The sequence below is a fragment of the Pseudomonas sp. PDM04 genome (assembly GCF_014851765.1).
Taxonomy (GTDB): domain Bacteria; phylum Pseudomonadota; class Gammaproteobacteria; order Pseudomonadales; family Pseudomonadaceae; genus Aquipseudomonas.
The window spans coordinates 62,555-82,389 of sequence record NZ_JACVAI010000006.1; the positions used below are offsets into that span (position 1 = coordinate 62,555).

Here is a 19,835-nt window from a genome sequence, read left to right on the forward strand (position 1 = left end):
CCTTGTTATGGTTGATAGCAATGTGCCGCGCTCCGTACCTTGGATTGCAGCGTGCAAGAGTATTGCTCAAGTCAGGCTATTCGTCGCGTGCTTGTTCGTTCCAGTTAGTTTTTTATCCGCTGCGCGCCAGGTCGGACAGGTAGTCGCCAAAGCCGCCCCGGGCCCGGCTGTCCAGGCGTGCGCTGGTGAGCACCTGAGGACGTTGGCTCCACGCAATCGTCGCGCCGCAGCGCTCCAGCTGACGCACCAGTTGCACGTCTTCATCGCACGCCAGGGGCTCGAAACCGCCGGCGCGCCGGTACGCCTCGGCGCTGATACCCAGGTTGGCCCCGTGAATATGCCGGTGGCCGTCACGCTGCTGATAATGCTGGTGGTAGCGGATCTGCGCCGACTCGTCGAACGACTCGTCCCACGTCTCCACGGTCACCGTGCCGCACACCGCATCCACGTCGAGCGCCAATTGTGCCACCAGCCAGTCATGGGCCACCCGACTGTCGGCGTCGGAGCAGGAAATCCAGCGCACCCCGCGTTCCAGCAGAAATCGTGCCCCGGCCGCACGAGCCTGGCCGACATTGCGTGCCTCGATTTCCAGGCAATGAACCGGATAACTGCCGGCGATGGCCAAGGAGCGATCGGTGCAACTGTCCAGCACCACCAGCACTTCGACCGCCTCACCGCCCAGCGACTCGTGCTGCGCGGCGCGCAGGGCCGCTCGAAGACAGTCTTCAAGCAGCGCTTCCTCGTTGTGCGCCGGGATCAGGATGCCAATCATCGCAAACCCTCCAGCGTAGCTACGGAGCGCGGTTCGCGACTCCACAGTTCGAGGATGAAATCGGCTTCCTGATGCAGGACCAGGCGCGCCAGTTGCAGGTGTTCGTGCAGAAGGTCATGCACCTGCCGGGCGTTCAGGGGGCAGCCCTCGATCGGAGGGCGCCAGTGGCACGCCAGTAACTGGCCATCGGCGGTCAGCGATTGCGTAGCCTGCTGGATCAAGTGCCTGAGGTCTTCGGCATCCAGGTAGTAGCCGATTTCGCTGAGCACGATCAGGTCGAACTGTTCTTTCGGCCAGTCGCCGGGCAAGCGGCTGTGGCGCACTTCGGCATGCTCGAACAGGCTCAGGCGGGTGCGGGCCAAGGTCACGGCGGCGGCTGCGGTGTCGCAACAGAGCAGGCGATCGCAGCGGCCTGCCAGTTCGGCGCTCAACTCACCGTTGGCGCAGCCCGGCTCGAAAATCGAGCGGTAGCGCGCACGGGGCAGGGCGGCGAGGGTGATCGCGCGTTTGCGTTGTTCGTACCAGCGCTGGCGGAACGCCCAGGGGTCTTCGCTGCCAGCGAACAAACCGTCGAAATAGCGATCCTCGACACTCATACAAACACCACCTCGAACGGTTGCAGCAAACGCTCGATCACGTAGGGCGCCAGCACCGGCGGCAAGCCGATCTGCGGATCGCCCTCCAACTGGCTGGCAAAGGCGTGAATCGCGTGGCGTTTGCGTGCCACCTGCGCCGGCGACAGGAGAATTTTGCGCGCCCGCTGCCATGGCACCAGGCGGTCTTCGGGCGTTGCCCAGTGCCAGGTCCAGACCGGCAGCTCGTGCACGGTTGCGCCAACCCGTTGCGCGGCGGCAACCGTTGCGCGCCCGACCGCTTCGTGATCGCAATGTCCGTCCTTGCGCCACGTGGTGAACACCACATCCTCGGGGTGAAGGTGTCGCTCGATGAAATCAACCAACTGGGTTTCCCGTGCGGCGACCTGACTGTCGGCAAAACCGCCACGCAGCCATTTGAGGTGGTGCAGGGGCAGGCCGAGCCGGCGCAGCGCTTCGGCCGACTCTTGCGGACGGACCACACTCAGGCGTTCCACCGGCCAGCGCCGGGAGCCGGGGTGACTGGCGCTGCCATCGGTGACCGAGATCAGTTGCAACGGCCGGTCGGCGGCCAACAGTTGCAGCAAGCCGCCGCAACCGAGCACTTCGTCGTCCGGGTGCGGTGCCACGACCACCGCGCGTGAGCCGGCCGGCACCAGGTCGAGGATATCGATGACCGGCACGTGCGCCAGGTGGCTGGAGGTTTGCCACCGGTGCAGGGGCGTGCCCTGGCCGACGATGGGATTGGCTTTCATAACGTCCATGTGTCCGGGAGGATGTGCAGGCCGAGGGCGGCCAGGTCGCGTTCGGCGTGGCTTTGGCGAAGGAAGACCGGCAGGTCGGCGCTCAGGCGGGCGAACTGTGGGTCCTTGCAATACGGACCGGCGCCGAGGGCGTGCCCCACATGCCGCAGCACCTGTTCTGCGGCGTCCTCGACCACTGCGCGGACACGTCGTGCCAGGCGTTCGGCGTCGTCCTGCGGAGCGGCGTCGATGCCGTTGGCGCTGCAACGCAACACCGTCGCCGCCGCATGCAGGGCACTGTCGACCGCCCCCAGGTGGGCGAGGGCATGAGGTTCCTCGCGCCGGGAGCAATGACTGCGCAAACGTTCGGCGAGGCTCTGGGCCGCGCCGTACCAACACGCGGCAATACCGATGCCGCCTTGCCAGAAGCCAGGGCGCCGCAGATAGTCACCCGGGTTGCCGATGGCCTGGCCTTCGGCGCCGTCGAACAGCACGTCGACGCTGCCGGTAGCCCCCATGCCCACCGCTTGCCAGCCTTGAACGCTGAGGGTGACGCCGGGTTGGTCCAGTGCCACCGCAACCAGTTGCTGGCGATCCTGTTCGTCCCACGCCGTCAGCAGCGCGTGGCTCAAGACCGCCGCTCCGGAACACCAGGCCTTGCGCCCGTGCAAGGTCAATCCGCGACCCTGGGCAACGACCCGCAGCCTGGCGTCCGGCGGCTCGGCCGCCCACATGCCCCAGGTGCTGGCGGCGGTCGGCGTTCCACCCAGTTGCGCCATGATCGCCAGCGCGTCGGTATGGCCCTCGTACAGCTTGCACAACCCCAGGTCATGCCCGCCGACGCTGGCCAGGCCCTGAAAACGCTCCAGCGTGCGCCCGCTGCCCGGTAGCGGCAGTTGGTCAAGACGCGCTTCGACCAGTGCCCGCAGGCACCGGCCTAGCGCTTGCGTGTCGGGATACGCCGGCGGCTGCCGCCGAAGAAATGCCTCGAGTTCCATTTCACTCCTCTTCCTCATGCTGCAATTCAAACAGCAGCAGCGAACGCCCGGTCACCGAATACTCATGGCCGAACTCGAAGCGCTCCTGGCCACGGATCGACGGTTGGTTGGTGTCGACCATGCAGGTCCAGAAGCCACCGTCGGGCACCTGCGGCAGGGTGAAGTTGACGACGTCGTGGTGGGCGTTGACCACCAGCAGCAGCGTCGCATCGCCGCCCTTGCGACGAATGCCGGTCTCCTGTGCGCGCCCGTCGAGCAGCATGCCCAGGCATTTGCCGTGGGCATCTTCCCATTGCTCGGTGCTCATCTCGCTGCCATCCGGCGCCAGCCAGGTGACGTCCTTGACGCCGATGTCCTCGTTGTAACTGCCCACCAGGAAGCGGCCACGACGCAGGATCGGGTAGGCCAGGCGCAACTTGATCAGGCGCTTGACGAACTTGAGCAGGGCCTTGCCGTCTTCGCTCAGGTCCCAGTTGACCCAGCCGATCTCGCTGTCCTGGCAATAGGCGTTGTTGTTGCCGTCCTGGGTGCGGGCGAACTCGTCGCCGGCCACCAGCATCGGCGTGCCCTGGGACAGCAGCAGCGTGGCGAAGAAGTTGCGCATTTGCCGGTGGCGCAACGCGTTGATTTCGGGGTCGTTGGTGGGGCCTTCGACGCCGTGGTTCCAGGACAGGTTGTTGTTGCTGCCGTCCTGATTGTTCTCGTCGTTGGCTTCGTTGTGCTTGTCGTTGTACGACACCAGGTCGTTGAGGGTGAAACCGTCGTGGGCCGTGATGAAGTTCACCGACGCGTACGGGCGGCGGCCGCGCTGGTTGAACATTTCGCCCGAGGCGGTCATGCGGCTGGCAAAGTCGGCCAATTGGCCCTCGTCGCCTTTCCAGAATGCGCGCACGGTGTCGCGGAACTTGTCGTTCCACTCGACCCAACCGGGTGGGAAACCACCGACCTGATAGCCGCCGGGGCCGCAATCCCAAGGCTCGGCGATCATTTTCACCTGGCGCAGCACGGGGTCCTGGCGGCAGGCGACCAGAAAGCTGTGGCGCTCGTCGAAACCATCGTGATAGCGCCCGAGAATGGTCGCCAGGTCGAAGCGGAAACCGTCGACGTGCATTTCCGTGGCCCAGTAGCGCAACGAATCGGTGACCATTTGCAGTACGCACGGATGACTCAGGTCCAGGGTATTGCCGGTGCCGGAATCGTTGATGTAGAAGCGCTTGTCGTCGGGCATCAGGCGGTAGTACGAGGCATTGTCGATGCCGCGCATGGACAGGGTCGGCCCTTGCTCGTTCCCTTCGGCGGTGTGGTTGTAGACCACGTCGAGGATCACTTCGAGGTTGGCTTCGTGCAGGTGCGCGACCATTTCCTTGAACTCGGCGATCTTGCCGCTGGCCAGGTAACGCGGGTCAGGGGCGAAGAACGCGATGCTGTTGTAGCCCCAGTAGTTGGTCATGCCCTTGTGCAGCAGGTGCTGGTCATTGACGAAAGCGTGAATCGGCAGCAGCTCGACGGACGACACGCCCAGCTTGCGGATGTGTTCCAACACGTCATCGACCATCAAGCCGGCGAAGGTGCCGCGTACGTTTTCCGGCACCGACGGGTGACGCATGCTGATGCCGCGCACATGGGTTTCGTAAATGATCGTCTTGTCCCACGGCACGCTGACGCGGTGGTCGTGGCCCCAGGTGTGTGCCGGATCGATCACCTTGCATTTGGGCACGAAGGGCGCGCTGTCGCGCTCGTCGAAGCTGAGGTCGGCGTCCGGGTGGCCGATGGTGTAGCCGAACAGCGCTTCGGACCATTTCAATTGGCCGACCAGTTGTTTGGCATAGGGGTCGATCAACAGCTTGTTGTGGTTGAAGCGATGGCCGTTCGCCGGATCGTACGGACCGTACACACGGTAGCCGTAAATCAGCCCCGGGTGGGCGTCGGGCAGGTAACCGTGGTAGATCTCGTCGGTGTATTCAGGCAGCTCGATGCGTTCGAGTTCGACTTCGCCGGCATCATCGAAGATGCACAGTTCGACCCGGGTTGCGTTGGCGGAAAACAACGCGAAGTTGACGCCCAGGCCATCCCAGGTGGCGCCCAGCGGGAAGGGCAGGCCTTCGCGGATTCTCGAAGGCTCGGCGAGCGGTTCTGGCGCGGATTTTTTTGCACTGCTCATAGAGGCTCCTGCAAGGGCGGGTCATTAATGTGCTTCTGGCTCCCGACGCAGCCCTTAGGGTCGGACAGGGTTGAACACTCTTTTTTCGGGACGAACGCGTTCACGGTGGCGAGTAGGCTCGCCACGATCGATTCACAACATTCTCGGGAAGCGTCAGACCGCAGGCGGTTTACGCGCAGCGCGAGGTTTTTTCTCCGCCGGTTTTTCTCCGGGCGGGACCACCTTTGCTGCGGCGGCCGGCTTGGCCTTGGCTTTGGTTTTTGGCTCGGCTGCCTTGCCGTTGGCTACCTTGCCCGTGGCGGCCTTGGTGCCCGGCGTTTTGCTGCCGGTGGCCTTGGGGGCTTTCTTTGGGGCCAGGGCTTCGGCTTCGGCCAGCTTGCGCGCCATTTCCCAATGCCGGGCTTCGTGGCCTTCGGGTTTGCCTTCCGACTCCCAGATCTGATAGGCAAATTCGCGAATGCGTTTATCGTCGGTACTCATCGCTCTACTCCTGAACTGCACTCAAAGATTGGATAAAGAGATTGACCGGGAAATCTCCCAGCGCAGCGCCAATCATCAGCTCCTTGTGGTGTGTGACTGCGACGCTTGCAAAAAGTCCCTTCAGATTTTCCTCGCGGGTGGCAAACGGTAACCTGACCCGCGTATCGCCCCACTGCAGCGCGCCAATCCGGGGGTCGGCAGCGTTTTTCAGCAACTCTGCACAGCGGATCGGCACGATCACGATGACCCGCTGACGCCCGAGTGTCCGCGCAAAAGCCAGCACCCGATGCGCCTCGCTGCCGACCACTTCCAGCGCTTCATACGTGCCGCGGCTAAACAGCTCGGCATGCTCGGCGCGCAGGTTCAAGGTGCGCGCAATCAGGGTTTGCTTGATACGCCCGTCGCGCCAGTTCGTCAGCAGGTCGGCCAGCGAGGGATGGCTGGCCAGGGACTGCTCGCGGCTGGCGTAATCCACCGGGCGGCGGTTGTCCGGATCGACCAGCGAGAAGTCCCAGTACTCGTTGCCCTGATAAAGGTCCGCAATGCCCGGCACGGTCATGCGCAGCAAGGTTTGCGCCAGACTGTTCAGGGCGCCGGGAACGGCGATGGACATCGCCGCCTTGCCGAGCGCCGCGCGTAACAATTCCCCTTCGGGACTGAGCAACAGGCGTTCGAGGAATTGCCGGGTCGCCTGTTCGTAAGCCTCGTTGGGCGCGCTCCAACTGCTCTGCAGTTTGGCCTCGCGCAGGGCCTTCTGCTGCCACTGCCAGACCCGTTGAGTGTAGCCCTCCAGGCCTGCGCGATCGTCGCTGTGCAGGTCCAGTGGCCAACTGCCGAGCAACGCTTGATAGAGAATCAGTTCATCGCCGGACGTTGGCATCAGGTCGTCGTCGCGCAACGGCCGGGCCAGGGCTTGCCACAGCGGCACCTGTTCGGCGAACCAGGCGCTGCGCTCGCTCAACACCGCCAGCCTGGCGCGGGTGTCTTCGCCACGCTTGTGGTCGTGGGTCGCGGTGGCCAGCAGGTTGTCGGGGAACGTGTGCAGTCGATTGAGGCAATCGGCATGGAAGTCGGCCACCGGGGCGCTGAACTGTTCAGTGCTGAAACCCACGTCATTGCGCGACAGCAGCACCGCTGAACGATAGAACGCGGTGTCTTCCACGGCTTTCGCCGCCGCTGGCGAAGTCAGCTGCTGGAAGCGCACGCAGGCATGCCTGAGAATTTTGCGCGAGCGCCCCCGTGGCCGTTGGCGCCAACGCTCGCCGCCCAACCAGCGGGCCAGGCAATCGAGCACTGGCCAGTCCGCTTCGCCAAGCGTCTGGCGGGCGCCGTCCATGGCCTGCTGGAAAAACCTTTCGTCCTGCTCGGATCGACCACAGGGGCTGATGTAGGTGCGGTACACCGGGAAGTGCACGATCAGTGCCTGCAACGCCCGGCGAATCGCCCCGAGGGTCAGGTCACGGGTCATCAGGTCGTCCCGGGCCACTTGCAACAGGGCCTGGGCGACGCTTTCGAAGTCGCCGGCCAGCGAGCCGTTGAGAATTTGCTGGCGCGCCAATTGCGCTTCCTGGCGGAAGTCGGCCGGCCGTTCGCTGTAGCGCTGCCACAGTTCACCCAGCGTGTGAGCCCCGGCGGGATCGTGCTGCAGCAATGACAACTGGTTCATGAATTCGTAGCCGGTGGTGCCATCCACCGACCAGTCACGGTGCAGGGTTTCGCCTTCCCCGAGGATTTTCTCGACATAGATCGGCAAGTGCCGGTCGGGAGAAAGGCTGTCGACCCGGCGTCGCAGCTTGCGGCAATAACGGCGTGGATCGGCCAGGCCGTCGATGTGGTCGATGCGCAGGCCGTCGATCAGGCCCTGGGCGATCAGCTCGAAGATTTTCGCGTGGGTCGCTTCGAACACCGCCGGACGCTCGACGCGCAGGCCACCGAGTTCGTTGACATCGAAAAAGCGCCGCCAGTTGATGTCGTCCGCTGCCGTGCGCCAACTGGCGAGCCGGTAGCTTTGCTGCTCGAGCAGCCGATGCAGGCGCTCGAAGCCTTCTCGCGTCAGTGAATCGTAGCCCTTGAGGTTCTGCTCGATGATCTGCAGCACCGCGGGATCGCCGGCCAGTTCCCGCAACTGGTTTTGCAAGGGCTTCGCCAGGCCATGGGCGTCGGTCTGGTAGCTCAGGGTGCTGAAACGCTCGGCCAGCGCCTTGAGCTCCTCGTGATCGGCTCTGAGCAGTTCGCCATAGCTCATCGGGCAGATCGGAAAGTGGTGCTCATAATGCTCGACGTAAAACGCTCCCCGTTGCGCATCGAAGCGCAAGGGCAGGGTGCCTTCCTGCAAGGCGACGCCGTAATCGCTGCCAAGAAACGGCAGCAGCAGCTGGCCTTCCATCATCGGATCGGGCGAATGCCACTGGATGTCGAAGAACTCGCCGTAGGGGCTCAAGCGGCCCCATTCCAGCAGGTCCAGCCACCATGGGTTGTCGCCGCCGCCGACGGCCATGTGATTGGACACGATGTCGAGGATCAGCCCCATGTCGTGCGCGCGCAACGCCTCGACCAGACGCCGAAGTGCTGCTTCGCCACCCAGTTCCGGGTTGACGCTGGTCGGGTCCACCACGTCGTAGCCGTGCATCGACCCCGCCCGAGCACTTAGCAAGGGCGAGGCGTAGACGTGGCTGATGCCGAGACTCGCGAAATACGGCACCAGTGGCACTGCCTGGTCGAGGGTGAAGCCTTTATGGAATTGCAGGCGCAGGGTCGCACGCAAGGGGCGGATGTCGGGCGTGCTCATCGGTCACGCTCGGCAGCTTGAAGGCGCGCACAGGCGAGCAGTTCCAGGCGCCGGGCGGCGTCCTCGCCATCGAGCAGTGTTTCGCTGTCGCCCGGCAGGCGTCGCGACCAGTTCGGGTGGGTATTGACGGTGCCAGGCAGGTTTGCCTGTTGTTCGATGCCCAAGGCGTCCTCCAGCGGCAGCAGGACCAGCGGCGCACGCGTGTGACCGAGGAAACGAATGGCCGCATCCAGCACCTGGTCGGTTTCATGATGCTCTTCGCGAAAGTTTTGCGGGTCCTCGCTCAACACCCTGCGCAGGCCTTCGCGTTCGCGTTCGCGGTATTGGCGCCAGTCGATCTCGCCTTGGGCATCGACCAGCCCCAACCGGGCATTCCAGTCGATGTCGCGGCCATGCCACCAGCCGTTGAGTGTGGGCAGGTCGTGAGTGCTGGTGGTGGCCAGCGCGCTGTCTGGCCAGTCGAGGATCGGCTTGAAGTGCGCGTTGTCCTGTTCGAACAGCATCACGCGCATGCCCAGGATCGAGCGGGCGGTGAGTTTGTCGCGCAGTCCATCCGGCACGGTGCCCAGGTCCTCGCCAAGGACGATGGCCTGATGACGGTGGGATTCCAGCGCCAGCAAACGCAGCAGGTCGTCGAGCGGGTAATAAAGATAGGCACCATCGGCGGGCGGCGAACCATTGGGAATCACCCACAGCCGTTGCAGGCCCATGACGTGATCGATGCGCAGGCCGCCGGCGTGGGCGAAGTTGGCCCTGAGCATTTCGATGAAGGCACGAAAACCGTTGCGCACCAGGCCTTCGGGCGAAAATGCGGAAATCCCCCAGCCCTGGCCCGTGCGATTGAGGATGTCCGGCGGTGCACCTACGGTCAGGGACGCCAACAGTTCATCCTGACGGCTCCAGGCCTGGCTGCCACCGCCATCGGCCCCCACGGCCAGGTCGGCGATCAGGCCGATGCTCATGCCGCTGCTGCGCGCCGCCGCCTGCGCCCGCTCCAGGCAACGGGTTATCAGCCATTGGCAGAAGGCGAAGAAACCGATGCGTCCGGCGTTTTCTTCGGCAAACGCCGCCAAGGCCGCACTGCGCGGGTCACGCCACTGTTCGGGCCACTCCCGCCAGTCGAGGCGTTCGCCCCTGGCGGCGAGGGTTTCCTGGATCGCTTCGAAGCGGCAATGGTTTTCCAGGGCTTCGCCGGCGGCATGCCGATAGCTGCTGAAATCGGCGTGCAAAGGGTGCTCACCCTGCACGAAGCCTTCGTACAAGGCCTGCAGCAAACGGTGTTTGGCTTCGGCTGCAACGGGCCAGTCGATCAGTGGCAGCTCTTCGAGGTGCTTGAGCTCTGCGGCCAGTCCGGTGCTGTCGATCGCCGCGCGCATGGCCCGTTCGCCCAGTATGGCGCCAGGGGCGGCATACAGGCTGTTGAGGAACAGGCGACTGGAGGGAGAGTAAGGGCTGTAACGCTGGGTGTCGCTGCTGAACATCGCATGCAGCGGACTGATCGCCACCGCTTCGGCCCCCCGTTCGCCCGCCACCCGGACCAGGTCTTCCAGTGCCTGGGTGTCGCCGAAACCGCCATCGCCGGGGCGGCGCAGTGAATACAGCTGCACACTAAGGCCCCAGGCGCGCGGGATCGGGTTGTCGACCGCATCGCCGACGCTGTAGCAGCGGTTTGGTGCCACGGCCAGCGTGAAGGACTGGCCGTCGATGTCGACGTGCTGATAACCGACCGGTATCAGGCCGGGCAGCACGGCGTCGGCGTTGAGTTTCAGATTGAGTCGGGCGCCGTCTTCGAGGTGGATTTCGCAAGGCGTTTCAGGCTGGAAGTAACGCGACAGATCCAGGCCACTGCCAAAGTCGACGGTGAGCAGGGGTGGCAGGTGCCGGGTCTGTTGAACCTGTTGCAGTTCGAGCAGGCTGGCGTCGATTTCCTGGGCGGTCCCGGCAGGGTGGCCCAGTCCGGTCAGGACGTTGCGCAGTACCGCCGGCGCGACTTTTTGCGGACGGCCGTTGGCGTCGATCCAGTCCACCGCCAGGCCCGCGTGGGTGGCCAGTATTTCAAGTTGCGCATCACTCATTGACGCTCTCCGTCCGGGGGTAGCAAAGGGGCTGCGGCCGTGAGACTGACTAGCGCGCAATACGGGGCAAGCGTGCCCTGGTTCAGCAGGTCGACGGACTGTGGCGGGTGTTCGAACAGCACCACGGCGTCGGCCTGTGGGGAGTGGACCACCGGCTTGTCGCCGAGGTTCAGGTCGATTCGCAGCTGGCTGCCGTTGCCCAGTCGCCAGCGCGCCGAAACGGCTCCAACCCCCAGAACATCCGTGCCCAGTGCCTGTGTGCCGGGCAGGTGGTCAATGATCTGTTCGTGGCGGATCCGCAACAGTTGGCGGTACAACCGTTCACAATCCGAGCTGTGCGTTGTCGACCGTTGCGGCCGCGAGGCTTCAAAGGTGTCCGGTGCATTGGGGTCGGGAATCTGTTCGCGTTTGTGCGGGTCGGCAAACGCGCTGAACGCGGCAAACTCGTTTCGGCGTCCTTCACGCACCAGCTTCGCCAGTTCGCCGTGATGGCTGGTGAAAAACAGGAAGGGTTGTTCGGCGGCGAACTCATCGCCCATGAACAGCAACGGGATCATCGGTGACAGCAGCAACAGCGCCGTCGCGGCTTTCAGGGCGTCGGGGTGGGCCAGTTGGTGCAAGCGTTCGCCAAATGCGCGATTGCCGATCTGGTCATGATTCTGCAGGAACAGCACGAACGCAGTGGGGGGCAAGTGAGCGCTGTATTCGCCACGGGCCTCGCCATGGCGATTGATGTGCCCCTGAAACACGAAACCCTGGCTCAGGCAGCGGGCCAGTTGCTGCGTCGGGTTGTCGGCATAGTCGGCATAATAGGCATCGGTTTCCCCGGTCAGCAGCACATGCAAGGCGTTGTGGCCGTCGTCGTTCCACTGCGCGTCGTAGCCTTGCTCAAGCAAACTGGCCTGGTTGTGTTCGTTCTCGACGGTGAGCCACACGTGTCGCGCCGGGTCGACCTGGTCGCGCACCTGTCGGGCCAGTTCCTGGAGGAAGTCCGGGCTCTCGATGGCATGCACCGCATCGAAACGCAGGCCGTCGAAACGGTATTCCAGCAACCACATCAGCGCGTTTTCGATGAAGAAGTCGCGCACCTCGCGCTGCTGAAAGTCAATGGCCGCCCCCCAGGGCGTGTGCCGGTCCTCATTGAAGAAGCCCTTGGCGTAACGGTGCAGGTAATTGCCGTCCGGGCCGAAGTGGTTGTAGACCACGTCGAGGATCACCGCGAGGCCATGGCCGTGGGCGGTGTCGATCAGGTGCTTGAGTTGTTCGGGGCTGCCATAGGAGGCCTGGGGCGCAAAGGGCAGCACGCCGTCGTAGCCCCAGTTGCGCTCACCGGGAAATTGCGCGATGGGCATCAATTCGATGGCGGTGATCCCCATCTCCACCAGGCGCGCCAGATGCTGTTCGACTGCGCTGAAACCGCCCAGCGCCCCGACATGCAATTCGTAGATCACCGCTTCGTTCCACGGTCGCCCCAGCCAATGGCTGTTCTGCCAGGCATAGGCGAGGGGGTCGACCACGATGCTGCGCCCCGAAATGTCACCCTCCTGCGCCCGGGAAGCGGGGTCGGGAACTTCGATCTCGCCATCGATGTTGTAGCGGTAACGCGTGCCCGCTTCGCAGCGGGTTTTAATCACGAACCAGCCATCAGCCTGAGGCAGCAGCGGCAAGGATTGTCCATTTTCCAGTTCGACACTGACAAAAAACGCATCGGGCGCCCACAAGGCAAAACGCGTATGTTCTGCGTCCAGCATGATTGCGCCGTGGGGCCAGGTCTCAAGGGTCCGTAACGGCATTGCTGAAAACCTCTTACTGTTTGTGCGATTTCCCCAGGGCCTTGGCGACCAGTTGTTCGTAGAGCTCGGCGTAGGGTTCCACCGCCTTGCACCAGTTGAACGGAGCGGCCATGGCGCGGCAGCGCATGGCGTTGAGCAGGCCCGGGAAGGCAAACACCTTGAACGCCCGGCTCAGGGCTTCCTGGTAACTCTCCACGGTGGATTCGTCGAACAGGAAACCGGTCACGCCGTTTTCGATGGTGTCGGCCAGGCCCCCGGTATTGCGTGCCACCGGCAACGACCCGAAGCGCTGGGCGTACATCTGGCTCAGGCCGCAAGGCTCGTAACGCGAAGGCATCAGCAGGAAATCGCTGCCGGCGAACATGCGCCGGGCATCCGTTTCGTTGAAGCCGATGCGCACCCCGATCTGCCCGGGAAAACGCAGGGCCAGTTCGCGCATGGCTTGTTCTTCTTCCGGCTCGCCACGACCGATGATCGCGATCTGCCCGCCGGATTTGACGATGTATTCGGACACGGCTTCGGTCAGGTCCAGGCCTTTCTGGTAGACCAGGCGCGAGACCACGGCAAATAGAGGGCCCTCGGAATCGTCCAGGCCGAACAGCTCGCGCACGTGCGCGGCGTTCACGGCCTTGCCCTCCCAGTCACCAATGGCGAAGGGGCGGAACAGGTGCGAGTCGGTGGCCGCGTCCCAGCTCTCATCGATACCGTTGGGAATGCCGCTGAGCAGTCCTTGCTGGGTCTTGGCGGCGAGAAAACCGTCGAGGCCGCAGCCGAACGCCGGGGTGGTGATTTCCTGGGCGTAGGTGGCACTGACCGTGGTGATGTGGCTCGAATAGGCCATGCCGGCCTTGAGGAACGACATCTTGCCGTAGAACTCCATGCCTTCCTGTTGCAGGGCGTGGGTGGGGATCCCCAGCTCAGGGCAGGAGCCGAGGCTGGTCACGCCCTGGTAAGCGAGGTTGTGAATGGTGAACAGTGTCGGCGTGCGCTGCCCGCGCCAGTGCATGTAGGCGGGGGCCAGGCCGGCGGGCCAGTCGTGGGCGTGTACTAGGTCAGGGCACCAGTGAATCTGCGCGAGGTTGGCGGCGATGTCGGCAGCCGCCAGGCCCAGGCGGGCGAAACGAATGTGATTGTCCGGCCAGTCGCGGCCGTTGTTGGCGCCGTAGGGCGAACCCTCGCGCTCGTAGAGCTCAGGACAGATCAACACGTAGATGACCAGGCCGTCGGGCATGTCCATGCGTCCGATCTTGCAGGGCGGCAAGGCGGCGTGGCCACCCAGTTCACCGATGATATGGATCGGGTTTTCGCTGTGCAGCACTTGCGGGTAACCGGGGATCAACACCCGCACATCGTGCAAATGCGCCATCGCCCGGGGCAGTGCGGCGGACACATCGCCGAGGCCGCCGGTCTTGACCAGGTCGGCGATTTCCGAGGTGACGAACAGCACTTTCTTTCGATTGGGATTCTGACTGGCCACCGGTGTCAGTGTTCGGGTGCCCGGGACGCTGATCGATTGGGCACTCGGGGTGCTCGCAGTGCTCGATTCCCCGACCGGCTGATGAGCACGCTCTCCCTGAATATCTAATGCCGCACTTATCATCTGAGTCTCCCGTGTTGTTGATCTATTTCCAAATCTTGCAAACGGTGCTTCGCGGCCAATTCCTCTGGCCAGGCACAAGTACACAGCGCAGTGGCAAGCAAGTGCTGGCCATGCGTCCAAGCAGATTGGCTGGAGTGGACGTTGCAAGGAATGCACCAGTCGCAACGCACCTACCTGTCAGATGACCGGCCATGAATGGCAAAAGTTTCGATTTTTTTTGCCTGTTGTGACCGACCGGTTTTGCCCCGCGAAAATGAGTCTAGGCCAGAACTTAGAGCGGTGAATGGCAGATAGCAAAATTGTTCGACAATCGGTCCGAAGCGGTACGAACGTGCCGGATCGAGCCGAAATTGTTCCGACGAAGTGCATGTTTTTCTGCAAACCAGCCCCAAAAAGTCACGTCTGCGTCACATGGATGTGCATGGCCAAAAATGTTCGCGCACCCTGGTGGTGCGCCCGCAGGTCCCGTTTTTGGCCGAAGCGCTGCCTGACGGTGAGCGGGGCTGCCTTGTTATAGTTCGGACCTCATTTTCGCCGGCAGGAAAGGATCACAGTCATGTCCCAATACAGCGCGTTCACCGTCGAACTGGCAGATAAAATTGCCCATGTGCAAATAAACCGCCCGGAAAAGATCAATTCGATGAACGCCGCGTTCTGGAGCGAAATCATCGAAATCTTCCAGTGGGTCGACGACACCGATGAAGTGCGCGTGGTGGTACTCAGTGGCGCCGGCAAACATTTTTCCTCGGGCATCGACCTGATGATGCTGGCCGGCGTGGCCAATGAGCTGGGCAAGGACGTGGGCCGCAATGCGCGCCTGCTGCGGCGCAAGATCCTGGCGCTGCAGGCGTCCTTCAATGCGGTCGACAACTGCCGCAAGCCCGTGCTCGCCGCGATCCAGGGGTACTGCCTGGGCGGTGCCATCGACCTGATCGCCGCTTGCGACATGCGCTACGCCGCCGAGGACGCGCAATTCTCGATCAAGGAAATCGACATCGGCATGGCCGCCGATGTCGGCACGCTGCAACGCTTGCCGCGGATCATCGGTGACGGCATGCTGCGTGAACTGGCTTACACTGGTCGCTCGTTCGGTGCGGAGGAAGCGCGCAGCATCGGCCTGGTCAATCGTGTCTACAGCGATAGCGCCAGCCTGCTCGACGGTGTCATGGGCATTGCCCGCGAGATCGCCAGCAAGTCGCCGATTGCTGTCAGCGGCACCAAGGAGATGATCAGCTACATGCGCGATCACCGCATCGACGACGGCCTTGAATACGTCGCCACGTGGAACGCTGCCATGCTGCAATCCACCGATTTGCGCGTGGCCATGGCCGCCCACATGAGCAAACAGAAACCCGATTTTGCGGATTGATTGAACAATGATTTCACGCTGGACCACCGCAGTACTGGACACCGATCAACCGGGCGGCCTGGCCGTTGCGCGCAGTCCAGAAGGCTTTCTGTTCGATGACAATGGCGCGCTGTTCCCGCGTGAATGGCTCAAGCGCCAGGACCTGTCGGTCATTGCCGAGCATGGCATCGGCCACCTGGATGGCGAGCCGGTGTTCCTGCTGGAACTGCGCAACGCCAGCGAAGTGCCCGGTTGCAGCTGGAAAGGTCTGCGGGCGTTCATGCTCGAGGGCGATCAGGTTGTCTACAAGGTGCTCGGTTATGCCGCGCAGATCGGCACCTGGGCCCGCGAGCACCGCTTTTGCGGTAACTGCGGGCAGGCGACACAGCAGGTCACCCTTGAGCGGGCGATGTACTGCGAACCCTGCGATTTGCGTTATTACCCACGCATTTCGCCGAGCATGATCGTACTGATCACCCGCGGCGATGAAATCCTGCTGGCGCGTTCACCGCGATTCGTCACCGGGGTCTACAGCACCCTGGCGGGGTTTGCCGAGCCCGGCGAGTCGGCCGAGGACTGCCTGATTCGCGAGGTGCGCGAGGAAGTGCGGATCGAGGTCAGGAACATTCAGTACATGGGCAGCCAGTGCTGGCCGTTCCCGCACTCGATGATGCTGGGCTTTCACGCCGAGTACGCCGGTGGCGAGATCGTCTGCCAGGAAGACGAGATCGAGGACGCCCAGTGGTTCAACGTGCACGCGCTGCCGCCGTTGCCGGCGTCACGCTCGATTGCCCGATACCTGATCGACGTCTATGTGGCGCGTCGTCTAGGCCACGCTGAACCAGTGTTGCCAGGCTAGGCGCACGGTCAGGCCCAGCACCACGGTGATGAACACCGGGCGAATGAACTTGGCGCCGCCGCTGATGGCGGAGCGGGCGCCAAAGAAGGCGCCGACCATCACCGACAGGCCCATGCTCAGGCCGATGATCCAGTCCACCTGCCCGGAATACACGAATACCGACAGCGCCGCGATGTTGCTGACGAAGTTCATGCTGCGCGCCACGCCACTGGCCTTGACCAGATCGATGGGGTACATCAGCAGGCTGCTGACGGTCCAGAACGCGCCGGTGCCGGGGCCCGCCACGCCGTCGTAGAAGCCAAGGCTGAAGCCCTGGGTCGACTGCCATTTCTTCTTGATCGGCGCGTCGGCATCCAGCGGTGCTTTCGGCGTGCCACCGAACAATAGATAGATGCCGCAGGCGAAGACGATCACCGGCAGCATCTTGTTCAGCCATTCGGCTGGCAGGTAATGCGCAACCACGGCGCCGGTCAGCGCACCCACCAGCGTGCCGACGATGGCATGCATCCACTGCCGGGGATGAAACAGCTTGCGCCGATAGAAGGTGAAACTGGCGGTGGCCGAACCGAAGGTCGAACTGAGTTTGTTGGTGCCCAACACCAGGTGGGGCGGCAGGCCGGCGGTCAACAGCGCCGGGGTGGTCAACAGGCCGCCGCCACCGGCAATGGCGTCGATGAAACCGGCAATGAAAGCGACAAGGGCCAGAATGGCCAGGGTGGTGAGGTCAACACTGAGTTCGAAAGGCATGGAATCGGCTTAAGTCGGCAGGGTGCAGGACATCGCTGCGGGAAGGCCGATATGTTACCTGTATCCAGACGTTGCGGCGACTGCTACGGCCTCGGCCCGCTCCCCATTGAAATGCCTCCACCCTGTGGGAGCGAGCCTGCTCGCCATTGCTGACGGCCGGGCGCTACATCATTTCGAGGCCGGCCCATTGCCGATCTGCCAGACAAACGGCGGCTCAGTGCCATTGATCGCCCAATCCCCGACAATCCGCGCCTTGTAGATCACCGGATTATGTGAGGACACGGTTCGGGCATTGCGCCAGTGCCGGTCCAGGGATTTGCCTTCACGGATGTCCGACGCCCCGAGCGCGTTGAACAGCTCGCTGGTGGCCCGTTGGATCAGCTCCGACACCACCACTTGCGCCGTCGCCGACTGGATTTCGGCGTCGGCATTGGCCGCGCGTTCCAGCGCTTCATCGCCGGAGAACCGCGCCAGGTACGCCCGCTGCGCAGGTTGCGCGGCCTTCAGTGCGCTGGCCTCGGCGGCGTACACCAGCGCCGCCACTTCGCCCACCACTTGCTGGATCTGCGGATCTTCACTGACGCGCGGGGCGTTGCCGTGGCTGTAGATGCGTTTACGTTCGCGCACCTGATGCGCCACATCGCGCAACGCGGCGCGACCGATCCCGGCGAGGGTGGCGAGGAGCACCAGTTGATAGAACGCTGTCTGGTATTTGAAGCGTGTGGCGAAGTCGATGATGTTTTCGGCGTCGACGTCGGCCTCGATGAACCGTGAGGTGCCGCTGCCCGTTGTGCGTTGGCCGAAACCGTCCCAGTCGTCACTCTGCACGATCCCCGATTGCTGGGTGCGCACTGCGGCGATCACATCGCCCCCGGTGTCGCTGCGCTGGGCGTAGACATCGATCCAGTCGGAAAACAGGCTGCCGGTGCTGTAGAACTTCTCGCCGTTGAGCCGCCAGCCGTCGGCATGGGGCGAGACCTTGGTGATCACTTCGCCAATGGTCACATTGCCGATTTCGGTCCAGGCGCAACCGACGATGTCACCGTCGACGAAGCGCTTGAACCACAGGTCCCGCGCCGGGCCCGGCGTGGCATTCAAACGGTCCTCGGCGAACGCGAAATGCCCGCGCAGAGCTTGCGGCACATTGGAGTCGGCTTCGGCCAGTTCGATCAGCAACTCGAACAACTGCGGCAACGACGCACCGCCACCGCCGTATTCCACGGGCACCCGCACGGCGCCGAACCCGGCGTGCTTGAGCCATTGGATCGGCTCATGGGGCAGGCTGCGCGACTGTTCGCGCTCCACCGCCCCGGCGGCAATGCGCTGGAATATCGGGCGAAAGCGCGCGGCCAGCGTCTCATAGTCGACGCCAACGGACAGCGGGTTGATTACCTGGTGTTCGGTCATGGGGACAGCTCCTTGGATCGGCAGTGGATGCCAGGGAGGATTGCAGGGTCCATGCCGGGTAGGGGCAACCCGGGTTTGTTCGTCCATTTGGCGCTCCAGCTCCTGCGAACTGTTGCTGCACCAACAGCAAAATCACAAATTGCCCTGGCGGACAGGGTCCAGTTGTGGGCGCGAGCCTGCTCGCGATAGCGACGGATCAGTCTCTGGTTCGTGGACTGACACTCCGTTATCGCGGGCAGGCTCGCTCCCCCAGGGTTTCGCTGGATTCAAGATGAGCACTGGCACGCTTGCTGCTCTCTCCCCAGGACATCCCTAACGTCCCGAGGACACGCCAATGAGTCAGCAAGCCGTCAAATTTGCCTACTGGGTGCCGAACGTCAGCGGTGGGCTGGTGGTCAGCAAGATCGAGCAACGCACCCACTGGGGCATCGACTACAACCGCAAACTGGCGCAACTGGCCGAGGCGGCCGGTTTCGAATACGCCCTGACACAGATTCGCTTCACCGCCGGCTACGGTGCCGAGTATCAGCATGAGTCGGTGGCGTTCAGCCACGCGCTGCTGGGCGCCACCAGCCGATTGAAAGTGATCGCGGCGATCCTGCCCGGCCCCTGGCAACCGGCGTTGGCGGCCAAACAGCTGGCGACCATCGATCAACTGACCAATGGCCGCATTGCGGTGAACATCGTCAGCGGCTGGTTCAAGGGGGAGTTCCAGGCCATCGGCGAGCATTGGCTGGAGCACGACGAACGTTATCGCCGCTCCGAAGAGTTCATCCGCTCGCTCAAGGGCGTCTGGAGCCAGGACAACTTCACCTTTCGGGGGGATTTCTACCGCTTCGACAACTACACGCTCAAGCCCAAGCCACTGGGCCAGCCGGAGATCTTCCAGGGCGGCAGTTCCCGCGCGGCGCGGGACATGGCGGCGCGGGTGTCGGACTGGTACTTCACCAACGGCAACACCCCGGAAGGCATCAAGGCACAGGTCGACGATATCCGCAGCAAGGCCGCAGCGAACCATCATTCGGTGAAAATCGGGGTCAACGCCTTTGTCATCGCCCGCGATACCGAGGAAGAGGCACGCGCCGTGCTCGCGCAGATCATCGACCAGGCCGACCCGGAAGCGGTGAATGCCTTTGGCGATGCCGCGAAGCAGGCGGGCAGGGCGTCACCGGAAGGCGAGGGCAACTGGGCCAAATCGACCTTCGAGGACCTGGTGCAGTACAACGACGGCTTCAAGACCAACCTGATCGGCACGCCCCAGCAGATTGCCGAACGGATCGTGGCGTTGAAGGCGGTGGGGGTGGACCTGGTATTGGCGGGGTTCCTGCACTTCCAGGAGGAAGTGGAGTATTTCGGCAAGCGGGTGCTGCCGTTGGTGCGGGAGCTGGAGGCGCAGGCCGCCGTGGAAACAGCGGCCGTCGCCTGACAAACCGTAAAGCGATTGTGGGAACGAACAGGCTCGCTCCCACAT

The 19,835-nt window shown here is 63.5% G+C and carries 15 protein-coding genes; 3 read left to right on the top strand and 12 right to left on the bottom strand.

Going from position 1 to position 19,835, the window contains the following annotated elements; translation table 11 throughout:
• Positions 1-112 precede the first annotated feature (112 nt).
• From IB249_RS22370 to glgA, 10 genes are all read right to left on the bottom strand, one after another.
• Positions 113-772, bottom strand: coding sequence for a glycosyltransferase (locus tag IB249_RS22370; protein WP_192307901.1), 660 nt, complete (start codon positions 770-772; stop codon positions 113-115).
• On the bottom strand, positions 769-1,368 hold the full coding sequence (locus IB249_RS22375; RefSeq protein WP_192307902.1) for an SAM-dependent methyltransferase: 600 nt from the start codon (positions 1,366-1,368) through the stop codon (positions 769-771). Before IB249_RS22375 ends, IB249_RS22370 begins: the two co-directional genes overlap by 4 nt.
• Positions 1,365-2,120, bottom strand: coding sequence for a PIG-L deacetylase family protein (locus tag IB249_RS22380; RefSeq protein WP_192307903.1), 756 nt, complete (start codon positions 2,118-2,120; stop codon positions 1,365-1,367). Before IB249_RS22380 ends, IB249_RS22375 begins: the two co-directional genes overlap by 4 nt.
• Entirely contained in the window at positions 2,117-3,106 is a 990-nt protein-coding gene (locus IB249_RS22385; RefSeq protein ID WP_192307904.1) for an acyl-CoA dehydrogenase family protein, read from the bottom strand. The genes IB249_RS22380 and IB249_RS22385 overlap by 4 nt, the downstream gene beginning before the upstream one ends.
• Position 3,107: 1 nt before the next feature.
• The gene (gene glgX / locus IB249_RS22390) at positions 3,108-5,267 is read right to left on the bottom strand and encodes a glycogen debranching protein GlgX (RefSeq protein WP_192307905.1); all 2,160 of its coding nucleotides are present in this window, start codon (positions 5,265-5,267) and stop codon (positions 3,108-3,110) included.
• A gap of 153 nt (positions 5,268-5,420) precedes the next feature.
• Positions 5,421-5,747, bottom strand: coding sequence for a DUF2934 domain-containing protein (locus IB249_RS22395; protein ID WP_192307906.1), 327 nt, complete (start codon positions 5,745-5,747; stop codon positions 5,421-5,423).
• 4 nt (positions 5,748-5,751) lie between these two features.
• Entirely contained in the window at positions 5,752-8,535 is a 2,784-nt protein-coding gene (locus tag IB249_RS22400) for a malto-oligosyltrehalose synthase (RefSeq protein WP_192307907.1), read from the bottom strand.
• Positions 8,532-10,610, bottom strand: coding sequence for a 4-alpha-glucanotransferase (gene malQ, locus IB249_RS22405; protein ID WP_192307908.1), 2,079 nt, complete (start codon positions 10,608-10,610; stop codon positions 8,532-8,534). The genes IB249_RS22400 and malQ overlap by 4 nt, the downstream gene beginning before the upstream one ends.
• Complete coding sequence (gene treZ, locus IB249_RS22410; RefSeq protein ID WP_192307909.1) at positions 10,607-12,403, bottom strand: malto-oligosyltrehalose trehalohydrolase; 1,797 nt, start codon at positions 12,401-12,403, stop codon at positions 10,607-10,609. Before treZ ends, malQ begins: the two co-directional genes overlap by 4 nt.
• A gap of 13 nt (positions 12,404-12,416) precedes the next feature.
• Positions 12,417-14,003 carry a glycogen synthase GlgA gene (glgA, locus tag IB249_RS22415; protein ID WP_192307910.1) on the bottom strand — a complete coding sequence of 529 codons (1,587 nt, stop codon included), beginning with the start codon at positions 14,001-14,003 and terminating at the stop codon, positions 12,417-12,419.
• Positions 14,004-14,559: 556 nt separating this feature from the next.
• On the opposite strand from glgA, the gene IB249_RS22420 reads away from it, so the two are divergent.
• Entirely contained in the window at positions 14,560-15,372 is an 813-nt protein-coding gene (locus IB249_RS22420) for a crotonase/enoyl-CoA hydratase family protein (protein WP_192307911.1), read from the top strand.
• 7 nt (positions 15,373-15,379) lie between these two features.
• A complete protein-coding gene (nudC, locus tag IB249_RS22425) occupies positions 15,380-16,210 on the top strand; it encodes an NAD(+) diphosphatase (RefSeq protein ID WP_192307912.1) in 831 nt (276 codons plus the stop codon).
• On the opposite strand, the gene IB249_RS22430 is transcribed toward nudC, so the two are convergent.
• Positions 16,178-16,957: a TSUP family transporter gene (locus tag IB249_RS22430; RefSeq protein ID WP_192307913.1), complete on the bottom strand. Its 780-nt coding sequence runs from the start codon at positions 16,955-16,957 to the stop codon at positions 16,178-16,180. The two genes, nudC and IB249_RS22430, sit on opposite strands and share 33 nt — an antisense overlap.
• Before the next feature lie 168 nt (positions 16,958-17,125).
• Complete coding sequence (locus IB249_RS22435; protein ID WP_192307914.1) at positions 17,126-18,364, bottom strand: acyl-CoA dehydrogenase family protein; 1,239 nt, start codon at positions 18,362-18,364, stop codon at positions 17,126-17,128.
• Between the two features lie 334 nt (positions 18,365-18,698).
• Between IB249_RS22435 and sfnG the strand changes: the two genes are divergently transcribed.
• Complete coding sequence (sfnG, locus tag IB249_RS22440; protein WP_192307915.1) at positions 18,699-19,790, top strand: dimethylsulfone monooxygenase SfnG; 1,092 nt, start codon at positions 18,699-18,701, stop codon at positions 19,788-19,790.
• Positions 19,791-19,835: the final 45 nt, after the last annotated feature.